The organism is Streptomyces sp. NPDC015125 (assembly GCF_043080045.1).
GTDB lineage: Bacteria > Actinomycetota > Actinomycetes > Streptomycetales > Streptomycetaceae > Streptomyces.
The window spans coordinates 132,395-156,565 of sequence record NZ_JBIBVF010000007.1 but is presented as its reverse complement, the minus strand read 5'-3'; the positions used below and the strand labels follow the sequence as shown (position 1 = coordinate 156,565).

19 protein-coding genes are annotated in these 24,171 nt (G+C 68.9%); all 19 read left to right on the top strand.

Annotated elements, in window-relative coordinates:
- Positions 1 to 109: 109 nt before the first annotated feature.
- The 19 genes from ACF088_RS18205 to ACF088_RS18115 all read left to right on the top strand — a co-directional run bounded on the left by ACF088_RS18205 (position 110) and on the right by ACF088_RS18115 (position 24,127).
- On the top strand, positions 110 to 814 hold the full coding sequence (locus ACF088_RS18205; RefSeq protein ID WP_392376776.1) for a hypothetical protein: 705 nt from the start codon (positions 110 to 112) through the stop codon (positions 812 to 814).
- A gap of 160 nt (positions 815 to 974) precedes the next feature.
- Positions 975 to 1,430: a hypothetical protein gene (locus ACF088_RS18200; RefSeq protein WP_392376775.1), complete on the top strand. Its 456-nt coding sequence runs from the start codon at positions 975 to 977 to the stop codon at positions 1,428 to 1,430.
- Positions 1,427 to 2,455 carry a Scr1 family TA system antitoxin-like transcriptional regulator gene (locus tag ACF088_RS18195; protein ID WP_392376774.1) on the top strand — a complete coding sequence of 343 codons (1,029 nt, stop codon included), beginning with the start codon at positions 1,427 to 1,429 and terminating at the stop codon, positions 2,453 to 2,455. Before ACF088_RS18200 ends, ACF088_RS18195 begins: the two co-directional genes overlap by 4 nt.
- A gap of 188 nt (positions 2,456 to 2,643) precedes the next feature.
- Positions 2,644 to 4,446: a glycoside hydrolase family 15 protein gene (locus ACF088_RS18190; RefSeq protein ID WP_392376773.1), complete on the top strand. Its 1,803-nt coding sequence runs from the start codon at positions 2,644 to 2,646 to the stop codon at positions 4,444 to 4,446.
- A gap of 116 nt (positions 4,447 to 4,562) precedes the next feature.
- On the top strand, positions 4,563 to 7,805 hold the full coding sequence (locus ACF088_RS18185) for a lantibiotic dehydratase (protein WP_392376772.1): 3,243 nt from the start codon (positions 4,563 to 4,565) through the stop codon (positions 7,803 to 7,805).
- A gap of 181 nt (positions 7,806 to 7,986) precedes the next feature.
- The gene (locus tag ACF088_RS18180) at positions 7,987 to 8,136 is read left to right on the top strand and encodes a hypothetical protein (RefSeq protein WP_392376771.1); all 150 of its coding nucleotides are present in this window, start codon (positions 7,987 to 7,989) and stop codon (positions 8,134 to 8,136) included.
- Between the two features lie 26 nt (positions 8,137 to 8,162).
- Positions 8,163 to 9,164, top strand: coding sequence for an NUDIX domain-containing protein (locus ACF088_RS18175; RefSeq protein ID WP_392376770.1), 1,002 nt, complete (start codon positions 8,163 to 8,165; stop codon positions 9,162 to 9,164).
- On the top strand, positions 9,161 to 10,042 hold the full coding sequence (locus ACF088_RS18170; RefSeq protein ID WP_392376769.1) for an SAM-dependent methyltransferase: 882 nt from the start codon (positions 9,161 to 9,163) through the stop codon (positions 10,040 to 10,042). Before ACF088_RS18175 ends, ACF088_RS18170 begins: the two co-directional genes overlap by 4 nt.
- A 160-nt stretch (positions 10,043 to 10,202) precedes the next feature.
- Entirely contained in the window at positions 10,203 to 12,251 is a 2,049-nt protein-coding gene (locus ACF088_RS18165; RefSeq protein WP_392376768.1) for a hypothetical protein, read from the top strand.
- Positions 12,252 to 12,533: 282 nt separating this feature from the next.
- Positions 12,534 to 13,394, top strand: a complete 861-nt coding sequence (locus ACF088_RS18160; protein ID WP_392376767.1) for a GNAT family N-acetyltransferase — start codon at positions 12,534 to 12,536, stop codon at positions 13,392 to 13,394.
- A gap of 41 nt (positions 13,395 to 13,435) precedes the next feature.
- The gene (locus ACF088_RS18155) at positions 13,436 to 14,941 is read left to right on the top strand and encodes a hypothetical protein (protein ID WP_392376766.1); all 1,506 of its coding nucleotides are present in this window, start codon (positions 13,436 to 13,438) and stop codon (positions 14,939 to 14,941) included.
- Positions 14,934 to 15,398: a hypothetical protein gene (locus ACF088_RS18150; protein WP_392376765.1), complete on the top strand. Its 465-nt coding sequence runs from the start codon at positions 14,934 to 14,936 to the stop codon at positions 15,396 to 15,398. Before ACF088_RS18155 ends, ACF088_RS18150 begins: the two co-directional genes overlap by 8 nt.
- A complete protein-coding gene (locus ACF088_RS18145) occupies positions 15,395 to 16,177 on the top strand; it encodes a class I SAM-dependent methyltransferase (protein WP_392376764.1) in 783 nt (260 codons plus the stop codon). The genes ACF088_RS18150 and ACF088_RS18145 overlap by 4 nt, the downstream gene beginning before the upstream one ends.
- Complete coding sequence (locus ACF088_RS18140; RefSeq protein ID WP_392376763.1) at positions 16,174 to 18,120, top strand: hypothetical protein; 1,947 nt, start codon at positions 16,174 to 16,176, stop codon at positions 18,118 to 18,120. Before ACF088_RS18145 ends, ACF088_RS18140 begins: the two co-directional genes overlap by 4 nt.
- Complete coding sequence (locus ACF088_RS18135) at positions 18,120 to 18,872, top strand: HAD family hydrolase (RefSeq protein WP_392376762.1); 753 nt, start codon at positions 18,120 to 18,122, stop codon at positions 18,870 to 18,872. Before ACF088_RS18140 ends, ACF088_RS18135 begins: the two co-directional genes overlap by 1 nt.
- Before the next feature lie 65 nt (positions 18,873 to 18,937).
- The gene (locus tag ACF088_RS18130) at positions 18,938 to 21,103 is read left to right on the top strand and encodes a B12-binding domain-containing radical SAM protein (RefSeq protein ID WP_392376761.1); all 2,166 of its coding nucleotides are present in this window, start codon (positions 18,938 to 18,940) and stop codon (positions 21,101 to 21,103) included.
- A 15-nt stretch (positions 21,104 to 21,118) separates the two neighbouring features.
- Positions 21,119 to 22,180 (top strand): aldo/keto reductase, encoded by a 1,062-nt coding sequence (locus ACF088_RS18125; protein WP_392376760.1) that lies wholly within the window; start codon positions 21,119 to 21,121, stop codon positions 22,178 to 22,180.
- A gap of 38 nt (positions 22,181 to 22,218) precedes the next feature.
- Positions 22,219 to 22,785: a class IV adenylate cyclase gene (cyaB, locus tag ACF088_RS18120; protein WP_392376759.1), complete on the top strand. Its 567-nt coding sequence runs from the start codon at positions 22,219 to 22,221 to the stop codon at positions 22,783 to 22,785.
- A gap of 634 nt (positions 22,786 to 23,419) precedes the next feature.
- A complete protein-coding gene (locus ACF088_RS18115) occupies positions 23,420 to 24,127 on the top strand; it encodes a hypothetical protein (protein WP_392376758.1) in 708 nt (235 codons plus the stop codon).
- Positions 24,128 to 24,171: the final 44 nt, after the last annotated feature.

Below are 24,171 nucleotides of genomic sequence, written 5' to 3'. Positions count from 1 at the left end.
TTGTGGTCGCCGTAGCGGTGGTGCTTGTCGCTGGCCACTACCCGCACTGGCGCCCCAGCCACAGCTCCACGCAGCCACCTGCCCCGTCTTGTATCGAGGGATCGCCATCGTGTTCCTGCCATCCGTCATCAACCACCGCCAGCCCTTTTCACCAGCTGCGGGTCCCACCGGCGTCAGCTCCCGGAAGCCGGGGCTCTTCATCGCGCCGGGCTGCGATGAGCACCCTGTCGAACTGCCTGTACACCTCGACCGGAACCTCGCCGTGACCTACGGCCCCCACGAGATGCCGGAGGATCGCGACCCTGACAACGTCTTGCTCCAGCGCTGGGGAGGAACGTGCACTGGTGACCTCGACTGGGGCGCACACCAGACACACCGGCAGGTCTACGCAATGGACCAATTGCGCTGCTGCGGGTGCGCGGAGGACCCCGACATCCAGGACCCCCACGTCACGGCTACGGGCTTCACCCCGCCCGGCATGTTGTGGCTCCTCCCGGTCGGACCCGATCTCACAAACGCCGTATGGCCGAAGGATGTGGAGACAGCCAACCCGCCGATTTGCCTCCGGTGTGCGCACCGAGCAGTTCGTGCCTGCGATGCATTGCAACGGGGCTTCATCGCCCTGCGAGTTCGGACCTCCGAGATCATTGGCTACTACGGCACCGTCTACACGTCGACGGACCCCCCTCAGGCGCTGGAGGCACGGGTCGTGAAGCTGACGGAGCCGGCGATCGACCGGACTGTTGCCCGGCAGCTCGTACGGAGGCTCCACCAGGCCCAGCCAGACCCCTCGTCACTGGCGTTGTCGGCCTGACCAGCTTCAGCTCAGGAATACCGCACACCGATCCGTCAGCATTCGGCTCCAGTGCCAAGCATGTCTGGGCCGCCATTCGACATCACCACGTTTGCGCCTGTCGGACTACCCCCTGCCTCAAGCTTCGCCCTCTGTTCCCAATTTGCCCCATTGGAGAGTTGTGACCCACGCCGGCGACGACCCGGAACTCGCTGCTCATACCGGTGTGCGAATCATCCGCGCAGCAGCAGACCCCGAGGGTCTGCACGAAGTCGAAACTGCTCTGCGCGCGACCTTCGCAGAGCTGGGATTCAACGCTTCGCATTGTGCAAGCATTCGTCTCACGGACCACGAGCTCCGTCCCGGAACGCTGCTCTCGATGCCCTTGTCTCTGGCGATCGCCGCCCGCTTGGGGGCACAGACTGAGGACCTTGTCCCTCACGAGGAAGAGTGTGGCGAGCACATCGCCAGTCTTCTTGACCACGCCTTCGAGCAGGCCACAGGCCATGCGTTGAACGCCGGTTACCTCGCGGACTGCGGCCGCGGGCACGATGCGGCTGTCTATCTGGGGAAGCTGCCGGCGGGAGCCGTTCGCCGCCTTATCGAGGTCTTGCGGGCCCCGGAGGCAGAGAAGTGAGCGCCGACGCGACGGCACAGACGTTGCGCGACCGCATTGAGGACGGCACGCACCCGCGCGGCAGCTGGATCATGGTGCATGAGGTCGCTGAGGAGTTCGGCGCCACCATCCCCACGGCCAGCGACGCTTTGACGATGCTTGCCTCGGCGAACCTGCTCACCCGCGGCCGACGTGGCACCTATGTTGTCAGGGGACCACTGCCCGCACGCCCTGCGCCGCTGGAAGGCGCACCGACGCCGGCCCGACTGGTGGGCGCTATCGCGTTAGCCGTCCTGTCCAACCAGGGGCCGCCCACCCACAGCCCTGTCTCCTCGTCCGTCGAGGCTGCGTACGGAGATCTTCCGACAACGTCCGACCTGGCTGACCGCCTGGCCGACTGGAGGGTAGACGAGAAGCGTGCACGAGGGCTGCTGCAGCTTCTTGCCCCCGAGAAACTCGGACGCGTAGAGCTCAAGGACATGGGGCCGGGCTGGACCGACCGCCTGGCATGGTGTGAACGCGCAGCCACCCAGCTGCGCTACGTCAGCAGCACGATCATCCCCAGAGCCTTCCAGACGCCCGCCTACGCCGCTGCGATTGCACCGCGCCCCACAAGCTCTGGCTGGGAGCCGACGATCGAGCGTGACCGCCGCCAGAACGGAGGGCAGCCCACCACCCTCATCCTGGACAACGCCGTACTGAAACGGCCAACCGTGGGCCCAACGGCGACAGCCGAGCAACTGCGCCATCTGCTACGCCTCGGTACCCGTGGCGCACTCCGACTACGAGTGCTCGGCGACGCCGCCGCGCTGCCGGTCTTCACCACACAGGTAGGCGCATTCCAGGCAATCCATGTGCACGGCCAGCTGCTGTATGCCTGCGAGACCTCCGGCGTCACCTATCGCACCGGGCCTCTGGCCGGGACGCCGTGGGAGATGGCACTTGATGAGGCCGAGCAGTGCGCCATGGGACGGCAGGACAGTGCCGTAGCCGTCGAAGACGCCATCCGGCGCTTCGATCCGCTCGGTCAGGCAGCCACAGCATGAGCCACCGAACCAGCAGGGCACCTCCGGGCCCTGTGGGCACGAGCCCGAATCCAGGAACGCCGTCAGCGGGGGAGGCCGAGATCAGCGAACGCCGCCAGCTATCTCTCCACCTCGGCGGCCGCTACCGCATCACTGAATGACCTGAAACCGCACCACCATCCCCATCACCCAACGCTGAATGGACATACATGGCTGGCCACATCGAGGACTACGCACTTATCGGCGATATGCAGACCGCCGCTCTAGTGTGCCGGGACGGCACGGTGGACTGGCTGTGCCTGCCCCGCTTCGACTCGCCGGCGGTCTTTGCGGGGCTGCTGGGCACGGAGGAGCACGGATTCTGGCGGATGGGGCCGGTCAACGGTCCCGGGGGGCGGCCCGCACCGGCCGACCGCCGGCGTTACCGGGGCGATTCGCTCGTCCTGGAATCGGAGTGGGACACCCCGCGCGGTACCGTCCGGGTGATCGACTTCATGCCGCCCCGTGATGGCGCGCCGCAGCTGATCCGCATCGTGGAGGGCGTGAGCGGCCGCGTCCCGATGCGCTCCGAGCTGCGGATGCGGTTCTCCTACGGCTGGGTCGTGCCGTGGGTGCACAAGGTGGACGACCGTACGGTGGCGGTGGCCGGGCCCGATTCGGTGTGGCTGGACACCGCGGCGGAGACGTACGGCAAGGATCTGACGACGTTCTCCGACTTCACCGTCTCGCCGGGTGAGCGGATCGCGTTCACGATCAGCTGGGAGCCGTCCCACAAGCCGCCGCCGGCCGTGGCGGACCCGGAGGGGTCGCTGGAGGCGACCGAGGAGTTCTGGCGCGAGTGGGTCGAGCACTGCACGTACCACGGCCCCTACCGCGATGCGGTGGTGCGCTCGCTGATCACGCTCAAGGCGCTGACGTACGCGCCGACCGGCGGGATCGTCGCGGCACCGACGACCTCCCTGCCGGAGTGTCTCGGCGGCGTACGCAACTGGGACTACCGCTTCACGTGGCTGCGGGATGCCGCGATCACGCTGTCCTCCCTGCTGCGCACCGGCTACCGCGAAGAGGCGCGGGCGTGGCGGGAGTGGCTGCTGCGGGCGGTGGCCGGCGATCCGGAGAACCTGCAGATCATGTACGGCATCGCCGGGGAGCGGGAACTGGGCGAGAACGAGCTCAACTGGCTCCCCGGATACGAGAATTCCCGTCCGGTGCGGGTCGGCAACGGCGCCGCCGGACAGCTCCAGCTCGATGTGTACGGCGAGGTCACCGAGGCGCTGCACCTGGCGCACATGACGGGCCTGGCCCGCAACGACTACGCCTCGCTGCTCCAGCTCAAGCTGATCCAGTGGGTGGAGAAGCACTGGGACGAGCCGGACGAGGGGATCTGGGAGGTCCGCGGCCCGCGCCGGCACTTCGTGCACTCCAAGGTCATGACCTGGGTCGCGGTCGACCGCACGGTCAAGCTGATCGAGTCCGGGGACGTCGACGGGCCGCTGGAGCGCTGGAAGGACCTGCGCGAGACCATCCACCGGGACGTCTGCGAGAACGGCTACGACAAGGAACGCAACACCTTCACCCAGTCCTACGGCTCCCAGGAGCTGGACGCCTCGCTGCTGCTGATCCCGCAGATGGGCTTCCTGCCGCCGGACGACAAGCGCGTCATCGGCACGATCGAGGCGATCCAGCGGGAGCTGTCCACCGAGGACGGCTTCGTGCTGCGCTACCCGACGTCCGGCGCGGACGATCTCGGCGTGGACGGCCTGGAGGGTGAGGAAGGTGCCTTCCTGGCGTGCTCGTTCTGGCTCGCGGACGATCTCGCGATGATCGGCCGGGGGGACGAGGCCCGCAAGCTCTTCGAGAAGCTGCTCTCGCTCCGCAACGACCTGGGCCTGCTCGCGGAGGAGTGGGACCCCAAGGCCCAGCGGCAGGTCGGCAACTTCCCGCAGGCATTCACCCACGTCGCCCTCGTGGATAGCGCGATCCAACTTTCCTCTGTGGCTTTCGGCACCTGACGTCCTGTGGATCTCAAGGTCCCAGAGCCACAGGAACGCGTCCGCCTGAAACACAGCCGAGCGCAGGCGCGCGACCCATGCCCCTCCACCGAGCACCCGCATATCGGAGCTGCATCGTGACCCACTTCCCCACCCAGACCACCGTTGGCCCGCTGGACATCCGAGAGATCGACGCTCCAGGCACCGCTGACGCCGCGACCATGTTCTTTGATGACGGCTCCCAGGCCCCGTCGCCCGCCCTCCACCGTCCCACCCGAAGCCTGCGCTACCGCAGCGCCCCTGAGCTCTTGGTCCGCGCTGTGCACCACCCCGACGTGGCCGTCCCGTCCTGGCCAAACTTTGATGATGGCTCACCGCAGGGTGTGCGGGCTGTGTGCCAATGGATCCGGCGGACGTGGCAGGTCCGGGAAGTCGCCGACGCGGTTTGCCAGGCCAGTCAGGCGTTTGGCCGGGAACTCGACGTACTCACCGCCCGCACGGACACGCCCGACGCACAGACAGCCCGGAAGGTCGCGCTATCGCTGGCGTCCTACTGCCTGCGCCTCCAACGCCCCACCCCACTGGGACTGTTCGCGGGGGTCGCGGAGGGCTCCTTCGGCGCACGAACCGATGTCACCTGGCGAGAGGGACACAGGGCGGTGGCGCAAGCCGACGGCGCCTGGATGGCCGGCGTCGTCTCGCGCCTAGAGAAGGTCCCCGAGATCCGCGAGCACCTGATGCTGATGGCGAACAACATCGCCGTCGTTCGTGGGGCGTGGCTTGTGGTGCCGTGGCAGGCCCGCACGACGGCGGAGCAGACGTCCGCGGTCCGCGAAGTATCCATCCGGCGTACTCCCCAGGTCATGGCCGTCATGGAGACGGCGGAGGCTCCGATCCCCTACCGGGACCTGCTGGGCAAGCTGGTGGCCCGCGGTGACAGCGACCAGGCAGCGGCGCGCGGCCTTCTGGACGAGCTCATCGCTCGCCGGGTCCTGATCAGCAGCCTCCATGCGCCTGCGACTGAAGCAGACCCGCTGGGCTACCTGGTCACCGAACTGGACCGGGCCGGCATCCAGCAGGGGGCGGAGAGCGTCAAGCTTGTCGACGAGCTGCGCGAGATCCACCGGATGATGGCCGCGCACAACCAGCAGCCGGCCGCATCAGGGGACTCCCACCGGATGACGCTGCGTGAGCGAATGGCCGCCCTGGACCCGGCGCCCGTGCCCGTTTCGGTCGACGTGGCCCTCGACGGGCAAGTGACGCTTCCTGGTTCCGTGGCACAACAGGCTGAGCGGGCCACCACGCTGCTGGCCCGGCTCAGCCCGGAACCGTACGGAGCACCCGCCTGGCAGAACTACCGCAGGCGGTTCCTGGATCGCTACGGGCCCAACACGCTGGTGCCGCTCCCCGAATTGCTTGACGTCGGACGCGGAATCGGCCTCCCTGACGGGTTCCATGGCACCCGTCCCGCGCCTCGACCGACGGCCTCACGAGACACCTTGCTGCTGGCGCTTGCCCACCAAGCTGTCATCGAGCGGCGGGACCTCGAGCTGGATGAGGAGACGGTCGTCCAGCTCTCGGTCGGTGACCCCGCGGCAATGGAGGCGCCACCGCACGCGGAGCTTCTCTTCGAGATCCACTCTCCCTCCCAGCAGGCGCTTGACGCCGGGGACTTCGAACTCGCGGTGCGTGGTGTCGGCCGCGGCGAGGGGTACTTCACGGGCGGCAGGTTCGCTGGCCTGCTTGCCTGCGGCCCTCGCCCCAGTGCTCTACTCACCGCGCTCGCCCACCGGCCCACCAGCGTAGAAGGTGCTGCGCCGGCCCAACTGAGCTTTCCCGCTCTACGGGCTAGGGCGAGCAATATCGCCCGCTGTCCCCAGCTGTCATCGAACCTGATCAGTCTGTCGGAACACCGAGCCCCGGCGCCGGGCATCATTGCGCTGTCCGATCTCGCCGTCCTCTGTGACGGGCAGCACCTCCACCTGGTTTCCCTCTCGCGCGGGCAGGTCGTAGAAGCGGCGAGCCCTCAACCAGTACAGATCGAGTACCAGACCCCCTGGACTGCGCGTTTCCTCGACGAACTCGTACGCGGGCAGGTGGCGCGTATCACTGCCCCCACCGGTAAGGTTCAGCCCTTCGACTGGGGCCTCGCCGACCGCCTGCCCGCTCTGCCTCGCCTGCGTCACGGCAGCACCATCTTGAGCCCGGCGACCTGGCACCTGGACCCGGCTGGCCTTCCTGGCCGAGATGCCTCAACTGCCCAGTGGGAAGACGCCTTCACGCAGCTACGTCACCGCCTGGACATTCCATCGTTGGCCCAGTTCACGTACTACGACATGCGCCTGCGGCTCGACCTTGACCACCCAGGTCACCTGGCTCTGCTGCGTGACCAGACGCTGCGGCCGAAATTCGGGCCGATCACCCTGACCGAGGCACCCGACGAAGACGCCTTCGGCTGGTGCGACGGCCGGCCCAACGAGGTCGCCACACTGATGCGAAGGGCAGCCCCGCCACGCCCCGCGCCGCGACTGACCGGCGCCACCATGGCACGCCGCACCACCCACCTGCCAGGCACCTCCCCCTACGTCTGCGCTCAGCTGCACTGCCCGACGCAAGAGCGCCAGGAACTGATCACCAGCCACCTGCCGGCTCTCCTCGCCGAACTCGGGCATCTCCGGTGGTGGTTCCGGCCCACGCAGAACCCTTCCCCCGGCCTGAAGCTGTACCTCCAACTCTCCAACGGTCTGGAGCCAGGACCAGTGATCGAGCGTCTCGGCCGATGGGCCGGGCATCTCACCTCAACTGGGGCACTGACCGATCTCGAACTGCTCCCTTACCGGCCCCACGTCGGGCGGTGGGGGAGTGGCGACCTGCTGCAGGCCGCAGAAAGCTGCGCGGCAGCCGATTCGAACGCAGTCGCCCGGCACCTCACCCACACTCACACGGTCGATCCCCAGGTGATCACCGCCGCACACCTGCTCGATATCGCGACCGGCTTCGGTGGCGTGGACGAGGGGCTGCGCCACCTCGCCACACGGCCGAAGATCCCGGTGCCGGCGTTGCCCCGTGCCGTCCGAGACGAGGCGCTTCGCCTCCTGGACCCGAACGGCGACTGGGCGGCGCTGCGCGCACGGGCCGGCGATGCGGTCACAGACGGCTGGGCAGATCGCCGGCACGCACTTACCGCCTACCGCAGGCTCCTACCCCATCAGGAGCTCAATGCGGATACCGTCCTGGACGCCCTGCTGGAGGAGCACGGCCGACGTGCTCTCGGCGATCCGGCACAAGACGGGCGGACCGCGCTGCACCTCGCGCGCGCCGCAGCACTTTCCTACACCGCCCGCACAGCCAGCCGACGGGTCAACCGGCCCCAGCGGTAGCGCCGTCGCGGCGCTCTGAGCACGCCACCTGCAGTTCCCTACACACCCAGCTCGCCCCGGGCCGGTGGAAGTCCCCGCCCGTCGCCTGTCCACCACTACGGCTATGGATCCCATGACACTGCCAAATTCATCCCTTGAAACCCTGACCATTCCCCTCCCTCAGGCCGCCACCATGCTCGGCATGGAGCCCCGAGTGGTCTCCAGCCTCATCCACGACGGATACCTCACGGCCGCACTCGGAGAGAGCCACGCACAGGTCACTCTCGACAGCATCAGGGCCTACCGTGAGCAATTCCGCACCTCCCGCCCGGCCAGCAGGGCACGCTCATGAAGCGACCACTCCGCACCCCTCAGCCCATGGTCGCAACGACGATCCTGGTAGCCGCTCCCCAAGACCACGTGCTTCTCACCGATACCAATGCCCGTGGCCACCTGGAACTGCCTGGCGGCCTGGCACGCAGCCACGAGGCCCCGGAGGCTGCGGCTGAGCGGATCCTGCGCGACACCCTGGGCCCCCTGGGCCTGGCCCTGCCGACAGGACGACTGCTGGGCATCGACAGAGCAGGCCGTGCCACCGGCTCCGTCATCACCCACATCTTCGCCACCAGCCCGCTCACCCAGGACCAGGCACGCTCTGCCGAACGGCACGCCCGCGGCACTGTCCGGATCCTGCCCACAGCCAGGGTCCGCTTCCTGCTTCCATCACCATCACGGCACCGAGCTGCCGCCGGCCTGCGGGCCCTCACTGCGGGGACCGTTGCCTATCTCGGCGCGACTCCACACGCCACCGCAGCCATCTCCTGCAGCGCCGTGATCACGGACCCTCACGGCCGCCTCCTCATCGTGCGAAATGGCACAACAGACACGTGGAGACTGCCGGGTGGCCCCCTCGACACCGCTACCGGAGAAGGCCCGCAAAGAGCCGCTCAACGCTTCGCACACCAGGCGATCGACCAGCCACTCTTACTCGACAAGCTCCTGTGCATCGACTGGTGCCATCACCCGTCGCACGCCGCCGCCCAAGTCCACTACCTCTACGGCGCCAGCTCATCCGCGCTCCCGCAATCTGCACTGCACGGCTCGTTGCAGGCCGAGTTCATCGACCCCGGTGAAATCGCCACCACCCTCGCTCCTCGGGAGGCGCGGCGTGCCCAGGCGTGCCTCAATACACACGCAGCGAGGTCGGGGTCGGGAGCCCTGGAACTTCACAACGGCTACCGGGACACTCGGCTCCTCCCCTCGTCATCGGCTCGAGAGCATTCCTGCACTCCCCCCACCCAGCATGGCAAGAGCACCTCGCGCGTGCCTGCGGAGACGACCTCCACCCACACCCGCGTCGCTGAGGAGCCTCGACGATGACCATGCATGGAGAGCGGGAAGGCTTGCCCGCAGGCTGGTTTACCTCCCCCAACGTCGCTCGCATCGAGAACCACCTGGTGGGGGAGACCGACAACTATGCCTGCGACCGGGCGGCCACAGAACTCCTGCTCCAAGAGGCTCCGTGGCTGCCGCAGATGGTGAGGGAGAACAAGGAGTACGGGCCCCGCGCCGTCATCACGATGGCGCAGGACCTCGGCATCCGCCAATTCCTGGACCTGGGCTGCGGGCTGCCAACGTACGACCGGGACGAGAGGGGGAGGTATACGCCGGCCCGCACGCACGAGGCAGCCAGCAGCGTTCACGATGACACGCGTGTCATCTACGTCGATGACGATCCCATGGTCTGCTCCCACGCGCGCATGGTCCTGGAAGAAGATTCGAATGTCCGGTCGGTCGAGGCAGATGTCCGCAACATGGACGACCTGCTCGCTGGCCCCGGGCTCGACTATTTCGACCGTGACCAGCCGATCGCGGTTCTGGCGCACGACCTCCTCCCCTGGATGAGCCTCGAGGCGGCGGATGCCGTGATGACTACGCTGCGCAGACGGCTCCCCGTCGGCAGCGCCATCTCCATCACCCACGCCACGACGGATATGGCCCCGCAGACGATGCAGGCCCTCGGTGAGTGCTACGCCGCATCCGGGATCGCCTATCAGCCGCGGTCGTTGGAGCAGATCCAAGCGCTGCTGGGTTCATGGAGTCTCGTGCCGCCTGGCATCGTCCCCACGGCGCAATGGCGCGCTCCCTCAGCGCTCCAGCCCGACAGACGATTCCGCCAGATGGCCCCTGCCGACTTCTCCTTCGCCTATGCAGCTCTCGCCACCGCGGCCCCCTCCACACCCAGCGCGGGGCGATGACATGACAGTGAACCGGATCGAGGGATCAGCGCAGCTGAACGGGCTCATCGTGCAGGCGGGAACGGTTTCCGGAGGCATCCACTACCACCAGCCAGCACCACTCCATCCACGGCCACGGCAACTTCCGCCCGCTACACGCCACTTCACCGACAGGTCCGAGGTGGCCAAGGCACTGGACGCCGACTATGCCGACGGCGGCACCGTGACGGTGATCAGCGGGATCGCGGGCGTCGGAAAGAGCAGTGTGGCCAACCAGTGGCTGCGGCAGCACGCATGGCCGGACGGGGAGCTGTATGCGGACCTCAACAGTTCCCCAGGACCACCTGGGGCGGAGACGGTCCTACGGCAGTGGTTACGGGCACTCGGGCTGGAGCCCCTACCCGCTGACCAGGTGGAGTTGGAGGGGCTGTGGCGTTCGGTCACCTGCGACCGCCGTCTCGCAGTGCTCCTGGACAACGCCACCACCGCCGAGCAGGTCCAGCTGCTGCTGCCAGCCGGACCCGGCTGCGTGACCCTGGTCACCAGCCGCACCGCGCTGTGGACTCTGGCTGCCGCCGGAGCCCGCCACTACTCGCTCGGCCCACTTTCAACGGCCGCCGCCCTGGAACTGCTCGGCCGATTCGTCGGTGCCGAGCGGATCGCCGCGGAGCCGCAAGCCGCTGCGCAGCTGGTCGACGCCTGCGCTCACTTGCCTCTGCCACTGGTCTTGGCCGGCGCCCGCTTGAAGGCCCGCCCCTCGCGCTCACTCGCGGCGGCCGCCGACGCACTTGCTCACCCCCACCATAAGGAAGCCGCTCTGATGGCGATCACCTCGGGACTGACCCAGAGCTACGCCGGCTTGGAGGCAACTGCTCAAGGTGTCTACCGGTCGATGGGACTCCTGCCGGTGAACTGCGTCGATGCCCACATGCTGTCCGCCGTCTGCCGCCTCAGGCGGGGGGAGGCCGACAGGGTTCTGGAGGACCTCGCCGACGAGCAGCTTCTGGAACCGCGCGATCCCACACACCAGCAGGTGGCGCGCTACCACATGGGCGCGGTCGTACGTGAGCACGCCCATACCCTCGCCACCCAGCACGACGGTCCTACCGAGCAGGAGGGCACGGTACGGCGGCTGTGCTCCTGGATGCTGGCGGTCGCCACCCAGGCGCAGCGGCGGCTCACCCCGGCCCAGGGCGCGCTCCGCCACGCACTGCCCCTTCCTACCCACGCGCCGGCGGTCTTCGACGACGATCCCGGAGCGATGGCCTGGCTGGAAGCACATGAGCATGACCTGCTGGGCGTGCTACGAGCAGCGGTAGCTATCGGATCGGACGAGGTCGCCTGGCAGCTCGTAGATGCCTTCTGGCCGCTCTTCCTCCGGCGACACCCATACACCCTGTGGGCCCAGGCCCATGAGATTGGCGTCGCCGCCGCCCGCCGTGTCGGCAACGCGGCCGCTGTGCGGCAGATGCTGCTATCCGGCGCCATCGGCCTCAGCTCGGCGGGCCACCTCACCGACGCCATCGACTGGTATACCCAGGCCCTCAACGACGCTCAAGCAGAGGGCGATGCGCGGGATGAGGGGCAAGCCCTGCTCGGGCTGGGCACCGTCCACCACGATGCTGGCCAACCCGGTCCCGCCGAACAGCACCTCACCCGAGCGGTGACCTTGTGGACAGGGTGTGGCTACCGACGCGGCGTCGCCCTGGCGACCATCCTGCTCGGCGAACTCTCCCTCGTCGCCGGCCAGCTGCGTCGCGCACGCACGCAGTTCGCCGAGGCACACACCACGCTAATGGACGTCGACGACGCGTACGACGCGGCCCGGGCGCTCGCATTGCATGGCCACGCCTGGGTCCAGCTCGGCCGGGCCGACGTCGGCGTCGTCGAGCTGGAGAAGGCCCTGGAAGTGTTCGTCGCCGCGAGCAGTACCCGGTGGCGCGCACGCGCCCTGGAGATGCTGGGCGCCGCACACCGCGACCGCGGCTCGCGTGAAGCAGCACACGCGTGCTACCGCGAGGCGGCCGACCTGTATGCAGTGATCCGCCCGGACGATGCCGAACGCTTGCGGCAGCTGGAGCATGCGCTGCAACCTCCCCAGGGCCTACCGCCACCTCGACCGGTAGTGCACTCGTACACGAGGACTAGCAGCTGCACCGAAAGGAGTCACGAAGTGACCCCATCGGCCAGTCCGGAACAGGCCGATTCGTTGGACGGACCGGTGGTGTGATGGCCGGCACGGCGGCAACGGCCCACGCAAGTCGTTGCGACGCGCTGCCCCTATGCCTTACGGAACTCGGCTGCGCCGTGGTCGCCACCAGCGGGAGGCCCGGACTCGGTGCGCCGTCCGCGCCCTGGGCAAGAGCCGCCGCTGACTCGCACCGGTCCGCCGACCGACCTCCCGGCCCGGCCCCTGGCCCGTCAACCACTACATGAGTGTGCGGCAGCTGAGTCGCATCCCCCTTCTCCGTCATCCACTTCGAAGGGCACTTTCATGGATAAAAATGCAAGAATGCCTGGCCGCATCGACCTCCTCGACGTGCTGGAGGACGGCCTGTGCGAGGAAATCGCGGGCCTCGCCCAGCGGTGTATCGCAGGGTTCAGCGACGACCGGCCGGTCAGCGTTCCGCTGGTGCGCTCCAGGCTGACAAACGCGCTCACCAGCGCGCCCCCCATGCTCGCAGTGGCCCGGGACGGACAGAAGGTGACCGGCTGGTGCGCCGTGCGCCGCCCCGAGCCCGGTGAGGCAAAGGCACGCCTGTGGGGCCCGGTCGTCGCACCAGCGGCCCGCCGGTCCAGGCTGGGATCGCTGCTGCTGAGAAGGGTGGTTGACGCGACCGAGTGGCCGCTGGTGACCACCGACGTGCCCGACGATCGGGATGGCGCCGCCGACTTCTTCACCCGGGCCGGCTGGCAGGCGCAGGACACCATCACCGTGCTGTACGGTCCGCCGGCCGCAGCCAGCCACGAAGCCGTCACCGCCGCCAGCGTCCCGGAGCTAGAGGCATATGTTGCGGCCGCTGCCCACCGGTATGCCCACCACGACAAGGTATTCGCGAAGGCCACGTTACGAAGGTGGCGGGACGACGCCCGATTCCAGCCCGGGAATCTGCTGCTCGACACCGAAACCGGGTCGCTGCTACTGGCGCTGGCCCAGCGCAATGCGACGGGCAGCGAACTGCTGCTCGCCGAGGTGTGGGCCGCCGAGGCAGGTGTCCGCCGACGGCTGATCACCGCGGCGCACACCGTGGCCGCCCGTCAGCAACTGGCGACCGTCCGCGCGGTGACCCGACAGGACCCCGCCGACTTCGTCGCGTGCGGCATGCACATTATCGGCCGCTGCCGCACCTTCACCCTTCCCGGCAAGCGCTGACCTCCGTGCTTCTTCGACCCTTTTCTCGACAGGAGGGCCCCATGCCCACATTCGTGAAACCGCCGCTCATCCATGCGGTCGACGTCGTAGCCAGCGCGAGCGAGGCCCGCCACCTGGCCAGTGAGCTGGCCGCCCGCCTCGCTGTCAGCCCCGGCGTGCTGGGCATGCGGTGGGATGAGGTGTCGGCGTCGTGGATGTGCACGCTCACCGACGGCGGCCACGGACGGCTGGCCCTGGCCACCCCTGCGGAACCGGCGGCGGCCGCCGAGCACACCCATCGCCTCGTCGCGACCTTCGAGCGGGGCACACCGACCGAGGCCGAAGACTTTTTCTCGGCCGTACGGTGCTTGCCATTCACCGCAACCGAGATCGCCGCGGCCGTCCTTGAGCTGCCGCTAACGAGCCAGTTGGCCGACCGCTGGCCACACAAGCCACTGGCCGGCGTCGGAGTACTGCTGACGATCCACCACATGCGCGACTTCCTCGTGCTCGTCGACAGCCTGCTCGCTCTTGGGGTGGACCCAGCGCACATGACCGTGATCGACAAGGAGTACCCCTACGCCCACACCCACCGCGTGGACGCGCATCTGGTGCAGCGGCACGGCATCGCGGTGTGGCGCTACCGGGACCTGGGTGAGGGCATCAAGGACCACATCGGCCGCGTGTCCACGGCGGGCAAGCGCAGCGTCGTCATGGATGACGGCGGCTACGTCCTGCCCGCCGTCCTGCGGGATCTCCCTGAACGGGCCGGGCACTTCATCGGGCTGGTGGAGCAGACCACCTCCGGCATCCGCAAGGTGGAGGGCCTTGAGTTGCCGCTGCCGCTGTTCAGCGTGGCCGAGAGCGACATGAAGGGCATGATCGAGTCCTACGGCATCGCCGACGCGGCCGTCCGCAACACGTTGCGACTGCTGCCGGACGAGAAGTTCGAGGGCCAGGCCGCCCTCGTGCTCGGCTTCGGACGGATCGGCCACGAAGTGGCCCGCGTCCTGGACGGCCGGCGCATGCGAGTCGCGGTGTTCGACGCCGACATCACCCGTCTGGTCGCCGCCCACGAAGAAGGATTCCTCACCGGCCGCTCCCTCAACGTCCTGGTGACAGCCCACCGGCCCCGCCTGGTCATCGGCTGCGCCGGCAGCCGCAGCTTCGGTCTGGACCAGGCCAGGCTCCTGCCACCACGCTCATTTCTGGTCAGCACCACCAGCAGGAACTTCGAATTCGCCCTCGACGAGCTGCGCGAGGGCAGCTCCGCTCTCACGGACAGGGGTGTGCTGGGCACCAGCTACCAGCTGGCCGACGGCCCGGAGATTCTCGTCCTCGGGCACGGGATGCCGATCAATTTCCACTACGCCGAGTCCCTGTCCAACCGCTACGTCGACCTGGTCCTGGCCGGCCTCGCGGTCGGCGCGGTGGCCCTGGCCGGCGGGGATACGAGGCTGCAGCCCGGCCACAACCTGGCCGCCACCAACGAGATCCTCGCCGAGTCGAACATCGTCGACGACTACTACCGCCTCTACGGCCCCGCCGCGGGGAGCAGTTGTGGGTGAGCGGATCTTCACGCTCAACGACGTCACCGGCGTGCAGTCGGTGTGCGGTTGCCTGTCCTGTCGGCTCGGTGCTGTGTTCGCCGACCACCTGATCACCTTGCGTACCGGCTATCCCGGCACGGTCACCGTGCTGGGCCACCGCGGCGCCGCGCCCGGGGCGACAGCGGTGCCGCACTTCCTTGCCATGCACCTGGATGGGCAGCTCGTGGACGTCGTGGTGTGGGAGGAGATGCGCCCTGAGCAACTGGCCGCCTGGCTCCCGCCCGCCCAGGCGCGGGAGCGGGTGCCACAGCTGGCCGCGCGAATACCGCGCCTGGTCCGCATCCGCCAAGCCGTACGCGCAGGCGCGTTCCTCCCCGCAGGGAAGGCGGGCGCCGCTCTGGCCTCAGGCCGTTACCCCTCGTTCCGCTTCCTCGTCGAGCACTGGCCCGATCTTGAGAAGGAGTTCACATCATGACCGCTGCATCCTCCGACTTCGCCACCGTCGGCAAAGCGTATGCCGCCTACTCCAACGGCGGCCGCGGCCGCCTGCGGCACGACATCACCGCCCGCCGTGTCCTCGCCGAGCTCGGCGACCGACGAGCAAGGGTCCTGGACGTCGGATGCGGCGACGGTGAGATGGTGCTGCGCCTGGCGGCCGCTGGACACGAGGTGACCGGCGTGGAGAAGTCCGCCGACATGCTCACCACCGCGGCGGAGCGCGTCGCCGCCGCCCCGGAGCTCGCCGAACGGGTGACACTGGCCGAGGGCGACATCTACACCCTGTCCTTCGACGACGGGGTGTTCGACGCGGTGTGCTGCCACGGCGTCGTGATGTACCTGCCCGACTCCGTAGCCCCCATCGCTCACCTCGCCCGGCTCGTCGCCGGCGGCGGCCTCCTCAGCGTCCTGACGAAGAACCTGCTCGCCGTCGGCGTGCGCGAAGCCCTGCGCGGCCAGTACGACTCGGCGCAGACGCAGATCGAGAGCGGGCAGGCCGCGAGCCTGGGCAACCTCGGCATCACCACCCGCGGCGACACGCCCGCCCACCTGGACGACGTCGCCCGCGCCAACGGGCTCACCCCGCTGCTGTGGCAGGGCGTGCGGATCTTCCACGACCACCGCGACGACTGGGCGCCCAAGGAGGAGGAGTACCAGGCAGCGCTCGCGGTGGAGTGGGCCGCCTCCACCCGCAGCCCGTACCGCGAGCTGGGCCGCCTGGTGCACGCCCTGGCTCGCCGCGGGGCCACCGCATGACCAGGCGAACGGCCATCAGGCCGCTCACCATCGGCCACCTCGCCCGGGACCTCGCGGCCCAGGCGGGGCAGCCGATGCCGACGCTGCGCTGCTACGAGTCGCTCGCCGCCCTGTGGATCCGCTGCTGCGACACCGGCCTGCCAGGAGCGCGGGTTCTGAAGGACAAGACCTGCCGCGCGGCCCGGCGGCTCGCGGCCGGCGAGGACATCCTCATCGCGCCCGAGTACGACCGCATCCCCAACCGGCTGACGAGGGACGATTCGCTCGTACGCATGCCGGCGTCCCTTGCCGTCCAGGGAGTGGAGTGGCCGGATGCGATCAGGCTGGCCCAGACGTGGCAGGAGGCCCGGCGCTGGACTGGGCCGGTCCTCGTGGCGGGTGTGCGCACCGGCGGGGCGTACCTGGCCCCGCTGGTCGCCACCCACCTGCAGGCCGCGGGCGTCGATGTGCGGGTGACGAGCGTCCGGCCCGGCGAGAAGCTCCAGGCCGGCAATCGGCGGGTGCTGCTGGTGGACGATCCGCCGCTGACCGGCCACACACTGCTGGCTCTCGCCCAGGAGGAGCCTGGGTCGGCCGGGGTCGAGGTGCTGGTGCCGGTATTCGACGTCGCCGACGTGCGGGGGCTGCGCCAGGCGGGTATCGCGGTCACCGTCCTGCCGCGCGAGCAGTGGCAGTCAACCCGCCGCCTGGAGCCGGATGCCCTGTCCGCCTACCTGACAGGCGACGCCGACTGGCTGGGCACCGACCGGCCGCCGGTCTTGGACGGTCTCGTGCCCGGGCGGGAGAACTCCGCCCTGACGCCGTGGCCGGGAGTGCGACGCCGCTCCCCGGCCAGGGCCGCCGTCCGCCTGCGCACGCCCTGCGGCATCCGGCCGGCGGTCGCAGGGTGGGCGCCGCCGGGCATCTTCGGCGACGCCGCCCGCGCCGTGGCCACCGGCCTGCGCAGCCCCCTTCCCCCGGCGACCCTCGCCGTGGCACCCGCGCTCGTGGTCAGCGAGGACCTCACCCCCACCAGGCCGCTCGGCCAGAAGCCGGGGCCCGACCGGCTGGAGGAGGCAGTGAGTTACGTCCTCGCCCGCGCCCGGCACCTCCCAGTGGAGGCAGCCGCGACCGGCGGGCCGATGCCCGCGGTCCTGCACACGGTCGCCCGGGCTCTGACCGGTGCGGACAACGCGATGGCCGCCGCGCGACTGCACCTTTTGCTGGCCGCCCTCGCCCCGGCGCTGCCCGACAACCGGTGCGAGGCGGAGAAATGGTTCCTCGACGACGCCGGACGTCTTCGCAAGACCGGGCACCTCGCCCACGCCTACCGCCGCGACAACGAGCTGCTCACCCCGCTGCTCGACCTCGCCGCGCTCACCGTGGCGTTCGGCAGCAGCCTGGAAGTCGTCGCGGAGAGCGTCGCGCGGCATCTGCCGGGCGGCCGGTCCTGGCACGCAGCGCTCGCCGTCGCCCTGCTGTGCTACGGGCCGGCCCGCGGCGAGCAGCTGCCGCGCACCTACAACCCCCAACGCGCGGCCGAGACCGCCGTCGAGGCGTACCGGCTCCAACGCAGCATGAGCGACGCGGCCCGTCTCGTGCAGCACGTCCTGGGCGTCGACGCGCCACCCGGCTGGGCGGCGGCGCCCATTGTGCAGCGGTGGCAGGAGGCCCCGGGCGCGCTCGTGCAGCCCCGGCTGCCCTTCGGCGGCGCCCCCGCCGCAGAAGGGCCCGACCTTATGGCCGAGGAGACGGAGACGACGGAGAAGGCTGTCGCGCAGTGGGCCGGCGAGCGCTTCCTCCCAGTACGGGAGGGCAACGCGCTGCTGCTCGCCCCGCTGGCCGGGGCATCGGCCTGGCCCCGGGAGCGGCACGGGCTGGGGGAGCTCGCGCGGCTACTGCCCCGCACCGGCCTGGTCTCCTGGTGCGGCCTGCCCTTCGTGTCCTTGAAGGAGGCGCGCTGATGCTGGTCTTCGACTTCGACGGGGTGCTGCACGATTCCCGCCATCGGGCCTGGCGCTGCTACCAGGACGCCCGCAGAGAGATGGGGCTGTGGGACCTCCCCGACCTCGCGGGCCCCGATGATCTGCCCGTCGTGTATCAGGGCGTGCTCAGTGCCTCGCTGACCCGCTGGATCCCCTACCGGGTTGCCGAGGAGTTCTGGCAGCGCCACGCTCAGCTGACCGCGCGGACAGCCGCATCAGATCCATACGGCGTCATCCCCGAACTGATCGGGCTCCTCACCGACCTGGCGAGGGTCCAGGGCTACGGAATCCTCACTGGCAGCCACCGCTCCACGGTGGAGACCCTGCTTCACCGCGACATCGACCCCGCCGCGATGCCGCGCGTGCTGATCTGCCGCGAGACGCCCGGCAGCAAGGCAGACAAGCTGTCCACGCTGCGTGCCCAGCACGGGGCGACCACTTATGTCGGCGATACGGGCAGCGATGTCCTGCACGCCCGCAAAGCTGGCCTGCGAGCCGTAGCCGTCACCTACGGCTACGCCGATCTCGACGACCTGACGACGGCCGCCCCCGACTACCTGCTCACCACCCCGGCCGACCTCGCCGCGTGGTGCCAGGCCCGGCTCCAGCACTTGCCGGAGACCGGCGCGGTCAGGCCGTCCGCAAATCGCCACTGCGCCACGCAACCCGCCCGGCAAGCGGACATACCGCTCCGGCACGCCGACCTCCCTCCCGCGGCACCCGGCCTCTGACCGGCTCGCCCAGAGACATCCCGTTGCCCGCCTTTGTACGGCGGGCCCTCACGAAGGACATCCGCATGGGTGATCAGCACACGAAGAACTCGTTAGCTCGGCTCATCCTCACTCTCCAGACCGCCTGCCCGGCCGGCCCTGAACTCACAGACTGCGAGAATGCCGAGTTGGAGCGCTTGCTCCTGGCCCCCGGGCGTCTGGCGAAGTGGCTTGAGCGATACCTGCAAAACGACCTCGTACGCGTCCGGGTGACCGGAACGCTCGATCGCCGACTGGTCCTTGTTGAACGGCCCGACCACACGTGGGTGGCAGCTGACCTGTCGGGACAGCCACATCAGTCCCGCAGCTGGCCGGCATGGACGCACGGCCAGGTGCACCTCGACGACCCCGCCTCGTGGCTGTCGACCACCGCGCTCACCGACGCGGCAGTCGACCGCTTCGCCCGGCCGAAAGTGCTCCTGGCGGCCCTGTACCACCCGGAGTTCTTCCCCCTGCCCCGCTTCCCGCTCGGCATCTCTGATGTGGCCCGAGCCGCCCGCTCGACTTTGCTCGGCACCGTCTCGTTGGTGGACATGCAGCTCGGCGTGAAACTGGAGGAGTTGATCAATCGGGTGCGGATGGAGACCCCGGACATCCTCGGCCTGTCAGCGACCTTCGGCCAGCACGATCTGCTGACCGAGCTGCTGGACATCGCCTTCGCCCTGCCGGAGCCGCCGACGATCGTGGTCGGGGGCAGTCTGGTCGCGCGGAACGAAGGTCTGCTGCTGAAGCGCTACCCGGACCTGCTCGTCGCCCGCGCCGGCGGAGAGGCGACGATCGAAGGACTCCTAGCCCATTGGCACGGCGATATCGAGCGCGAGCAGATCCCGGCGCTTGGCTACAACGGAGCCGTCCTAGGGGGCGGCATCCCCCTCCAACGACGCCGCACCGCGAAGCCGGTCGCTCGCGATGCGACGGCCGACATCTTCCCCGAACTCGACCTGCTGCCGGACACGTTCGAGCATCACGGCGTGGCCCAGTTGGAGACGAGCCGTGGCTGCACGAACTACTGCTCCTTCTGCCCCCGCGGGCACAAGGGCACCTGGTCCGGCGCGGCCCCAGAGGGCTTGCCGTGGATGCTGAGCGAGCTGCGGAAGGTCTTCGACCGCTACCCCCAGATCAGCCGCACCCTGTACCTGGTCGATGAGGAGTTCATCGGCCGCGGCGATGACGCCGGGCCCCGAGCGCTTGACATCGCCAGCAGGCTTCACGAGGCCGGATACGCGTGGGAATCGAGTTGCCGTATCGACCAGGTCGTTGACCCCGGCCGCGACATCGCATGGCACGTCGAGCGGGCCGCGATGTGGCGCGCGCTCGTCAACCAGCACGGTCTGCGCCGGATGTTGTTCGGCGTGGAGTCCGGCGTCGACTCGATCCTGACGCGCTTCAACAAGGAGACCACCGGAGCCCAGAACGCGACCGCGATCCGGACCCTCTCCGCGCTCGGCGTACCGACCCGCTTCACGTACATCACCTTCGACCACCTGATGACACTGGACGAGCTGCGGGCAACGTACGCCTTCCAGGGCCGCACCGACCTGCTGTTACGCCCCCAGCCCGGCATGTCCCCGGCCGACATCGTCGCTGCTGTTCGCGACGAGTCATTCGTGACCGAGGCGACCACCGGCCGGCCGCTGCACTCCGGCATCTCGTACTCGCTCGTCAGCATGGAGTGCCTGATCGGAGCCGCCTACACACGCAAGGCGAAGGAGGCGGGGCTGACCGGCGAGGTCCGGCCGTCGATGGGCCGAGTCGACGCCCGGTTCGCGGACTGGCGGATCGGGGTCGCCAGCACCTGGGCTCAGCTGTGGGTCGACCGCAACTTCGCATTGGACTACACGCTGAAATCGCTGGAGAAGGTGCTCGACGGCGCTCAGCGCGACGCGGTACGCGGCGCCCGCATCGTCCTCAAGGACGCTGCCTACACGGTCCTCGGCGACATGATCGCCGCAATCGAAACCCGACCCCTAGACGGTGCCGGCGCCAACCCCGAGCGGGAGCTGACCGAACACATCGGCGGCCTGCTGGAGGAGCACATCGGCCGCCTGCGCGAGCGCATGTCCACCACCGTCGACCTGCTGGGCCCTCGTCTGCGCAGCGAGCACGCCACGACCCTCACCGCTGAGCACGGCCGGTGGGAGAAAGCCACGAGCTGGCAGTTGATCAACGCCTCAGACCCCTGCGGGACCTGATTCCTAGGAGCAGTGATGGACTACCGAACACTTCCAGGGCTCGACCGGAAGGTGTCGCTCGTCGGCGCGGGCTGCTGGACCATCGGGGGCCCGGCCGTCAACGACGGCAAACCCGTCGGCTGGGGCGACGTCGACCCGGACATGGCCTTTGAGGGACTGCTGCGCGCCCGCGAGAGGGGCGTGACCCTCTTTGATACCGCCGACGTGTACGGAATGGGCCGCTCCGAGCGGCTCGTGGGACGGATGCTGCGCGCCACCGGCGGCCGCGAGGACATCGTCATCTCCACCAAGGTTGGGTACTTCGCCGGCACGTCGCGGCACCCGTACCTGCCCCGGCAGATTGACCACCAGTTCGCGACCAGCCTGGACAACCTCGGCACGGACTACGTCGACCTGTACCACCTGCACAGCGGCGACTTCGGCAAGCGGGATGCCTACCTGCGGCCGGCGATTGTCACCGTCCAGCGGCTCCGCGAACAGGGGCTCATCCGCGCCGTCGCCATGCGCGCCCCGCACCGGTTCGCAGCCGAGTGGGCCGAGCAGCCCGACCACCCGCACCACGCCGAGGCGCGGCGGTTCCTCGAGCTGTTTCGCGCGGTTCGCCCGAACGTGCTGACGCTACGGCACAGCCTGATGATGGCGCCGTATGCGCTGGGCGAGACCGACGTGTTCTCTTTCGCGGCGGCCGAGGGGGTCGGTGTCCTGGTGAAGCAGGTCCTCGCACAGGGCCTGCTTCTGGGCACCTACCGGTCCGACGGCTTCGGACCCGGCGATCACCGTTCCCGCAAGCCGCTCGACCCTGGCCTCCTTGTCCTGGTCAAGGAAGCCGTGGAACAGATGCGAGAGCGGTTCGGGCCCCGGCGCAGGGACCTCGCCCGCGTGGCCATCCAGTACGCCGTGCACGCCAGCCCCGACGCGGTGGCGCTGGTCGGCTTCCGCAACGCCTCCCAGATCAGTACCACTCTGGCCAACGCCACGGACCCGCTCAGCGACCAGGACGTGGACGCTCTGCGGGCCGTCATGGCTCCCGTGCACGAGAGGATGAAGGCGTTGCAGTTCAACACCTCGACTCGTTAGTCGAGTTGACACACCACCCCTATTAGAAGGATGCGAAAGTGCTGTACACCGAAGTCGAGCAGAAGTTCCGCCTCCACAGCCCGGCGCACGCCCTGAAGGGCACCTTGACCGGCATGGAGGCCAAGCCGGGTGAGGCATCCCGTCAGATCGACACGTACTACAATGCCCCGCACCGCGACTTCCTCGCCCCCGCCTCCATCTCCGAGTGGTTGCGGGTCCGCGTCGAAGACAACACCGCGTCGCTGAACTTTAAGCGGTGGCACCCGATCGACGCTGAGATCAAGACCCACTGCGACGAGTACGAGTCGGTCGTCTCCGACCCGAAGGCCGTCACCCATGTTCTCGATGCACTCGACTGCAAGAAGATCGCCGTCGTCGACAAGCTGCGCGAGGAATGGACCACCAGCGACGGCGACATCGCGGTCGCTTTCGACGAGGTAGCAGACCTCGGCACCTTCGTCGAGTTCGAATTCAAGGGCGAGGCCGACAGCATCGAGGCGGCAACAGCCCGCCTCGACGAGTTCATCGCCAGCCTCGGTGCCGACCTCGGCGAACGCATCAACGCTGGCTACCCGCACATGGTGCTCGGCCGCCACACAGCCTGAACACAGGGCGAACCGTGACCGGCCCGGACTGGAAAAGGAATCTGGCCGCGCTGGTCGTCGAGCGGCCCCGCACCTGACCCAGAGGCGCGGGGCCCCTCGATCCTGTCTCAAGCCGTTCCGCAACTCCTCGCGCCCCTACACCCCGGACACAACCTCGGGCTGGTCCTCGCCGAGGCCGGCTGGCCCTACCTCCTGGCCGCGCACAGGGCTGGCCAGCGCTGGGAGATGACCGTGGTGGCGAACCGAACCCACCTCGGCGCTCGGTCCGCGCGCGGAGACCGATACGCCACGCGATCGCGCTGATCACGCACCACACCTCCCCTGTTTGTGAAAGTTTTAGCCCCTGCTTCCTGGTCCGTAATTCGCCCGGAAGCGCGGATCCTGCACACTCGGTGCGCATTCGCGGCGCTGCCTACGAAGCGCCAACCGGCTCTCTACTTGCGGGAACAGCGCTTCAAAGTCTGAGGCAACTGGTGACAACGTTCCCGCGCTCCGCCCCTTCGCCGACCCGAGTGGGTTTGACGCAGCTCCCCCATCTGCGAAAAGGTCTTCATGCTGCGCGCTTGGCGGACCAGGTGCCGAACTGGCTACGGAGCAGCTTCCTTATACGTCCTTGACCGTCGGGAGAAACCGAATGACCACCAACGAAGCCGAGACGGCAGGAGACCTCGCCCAACGGGCCCTTAGCGCACGGCCGGAGAGCCTGCGAGTCACCGCGCTCGGCCTGGGAGAGTTGCTGGGTATCTCTTCCCGAACCATCTACAACTACGCATCTGCCCATGGGGCAGAATCGCCTGATCCCTTCCCCGCCTCTGACGGCGACGGCCGGCGCGAGTGGGCGGCCGTACGATCATGGCTCCTGCGCCGCAACGACCCTTTCCCCGGACCAGGGACCGACGGAAGGCGTGACTGGCAGGTTATGCGTTCCTGGCTGCTGCGCCACGCCGGCACCATCCGCCGAAAGGCTCCGGCCGAGGCGGATCGAGACGAGCACGGCCTCCCCCTCGGCCAGCGCGACGTCCTCGAGCGAGTTCTCATTGCCAACCGTGCGGGTGAGGCGATCCCGGCGCTATGGATCGCTGAAGTGCTGGTCCTAGAAGATACAGACGAGGTCGAGATGCTGCTGGAGCAGATTCCAGCTCAGGCGGGGCCGGCCGGGCGGCTTCGCATCGCGTCGCTCGCGCGAGAGCTCGGCATCCCCCTTGAAACGCTGAAGTTCTGGGCGAAGACATTCGCCGCTGGAGAAGACCCATTCCCTGCGACGGACGAGCACAAGTCCAGGAACGTCGCGGAGGTCCGCGCCTGGGCCGACCGTCGAAGGATGAAGAGAAAGCCAAAGTAGCACGGCGAGCAGGCTGGGAACCGTGCCGTCAAGTATGGCTGCTC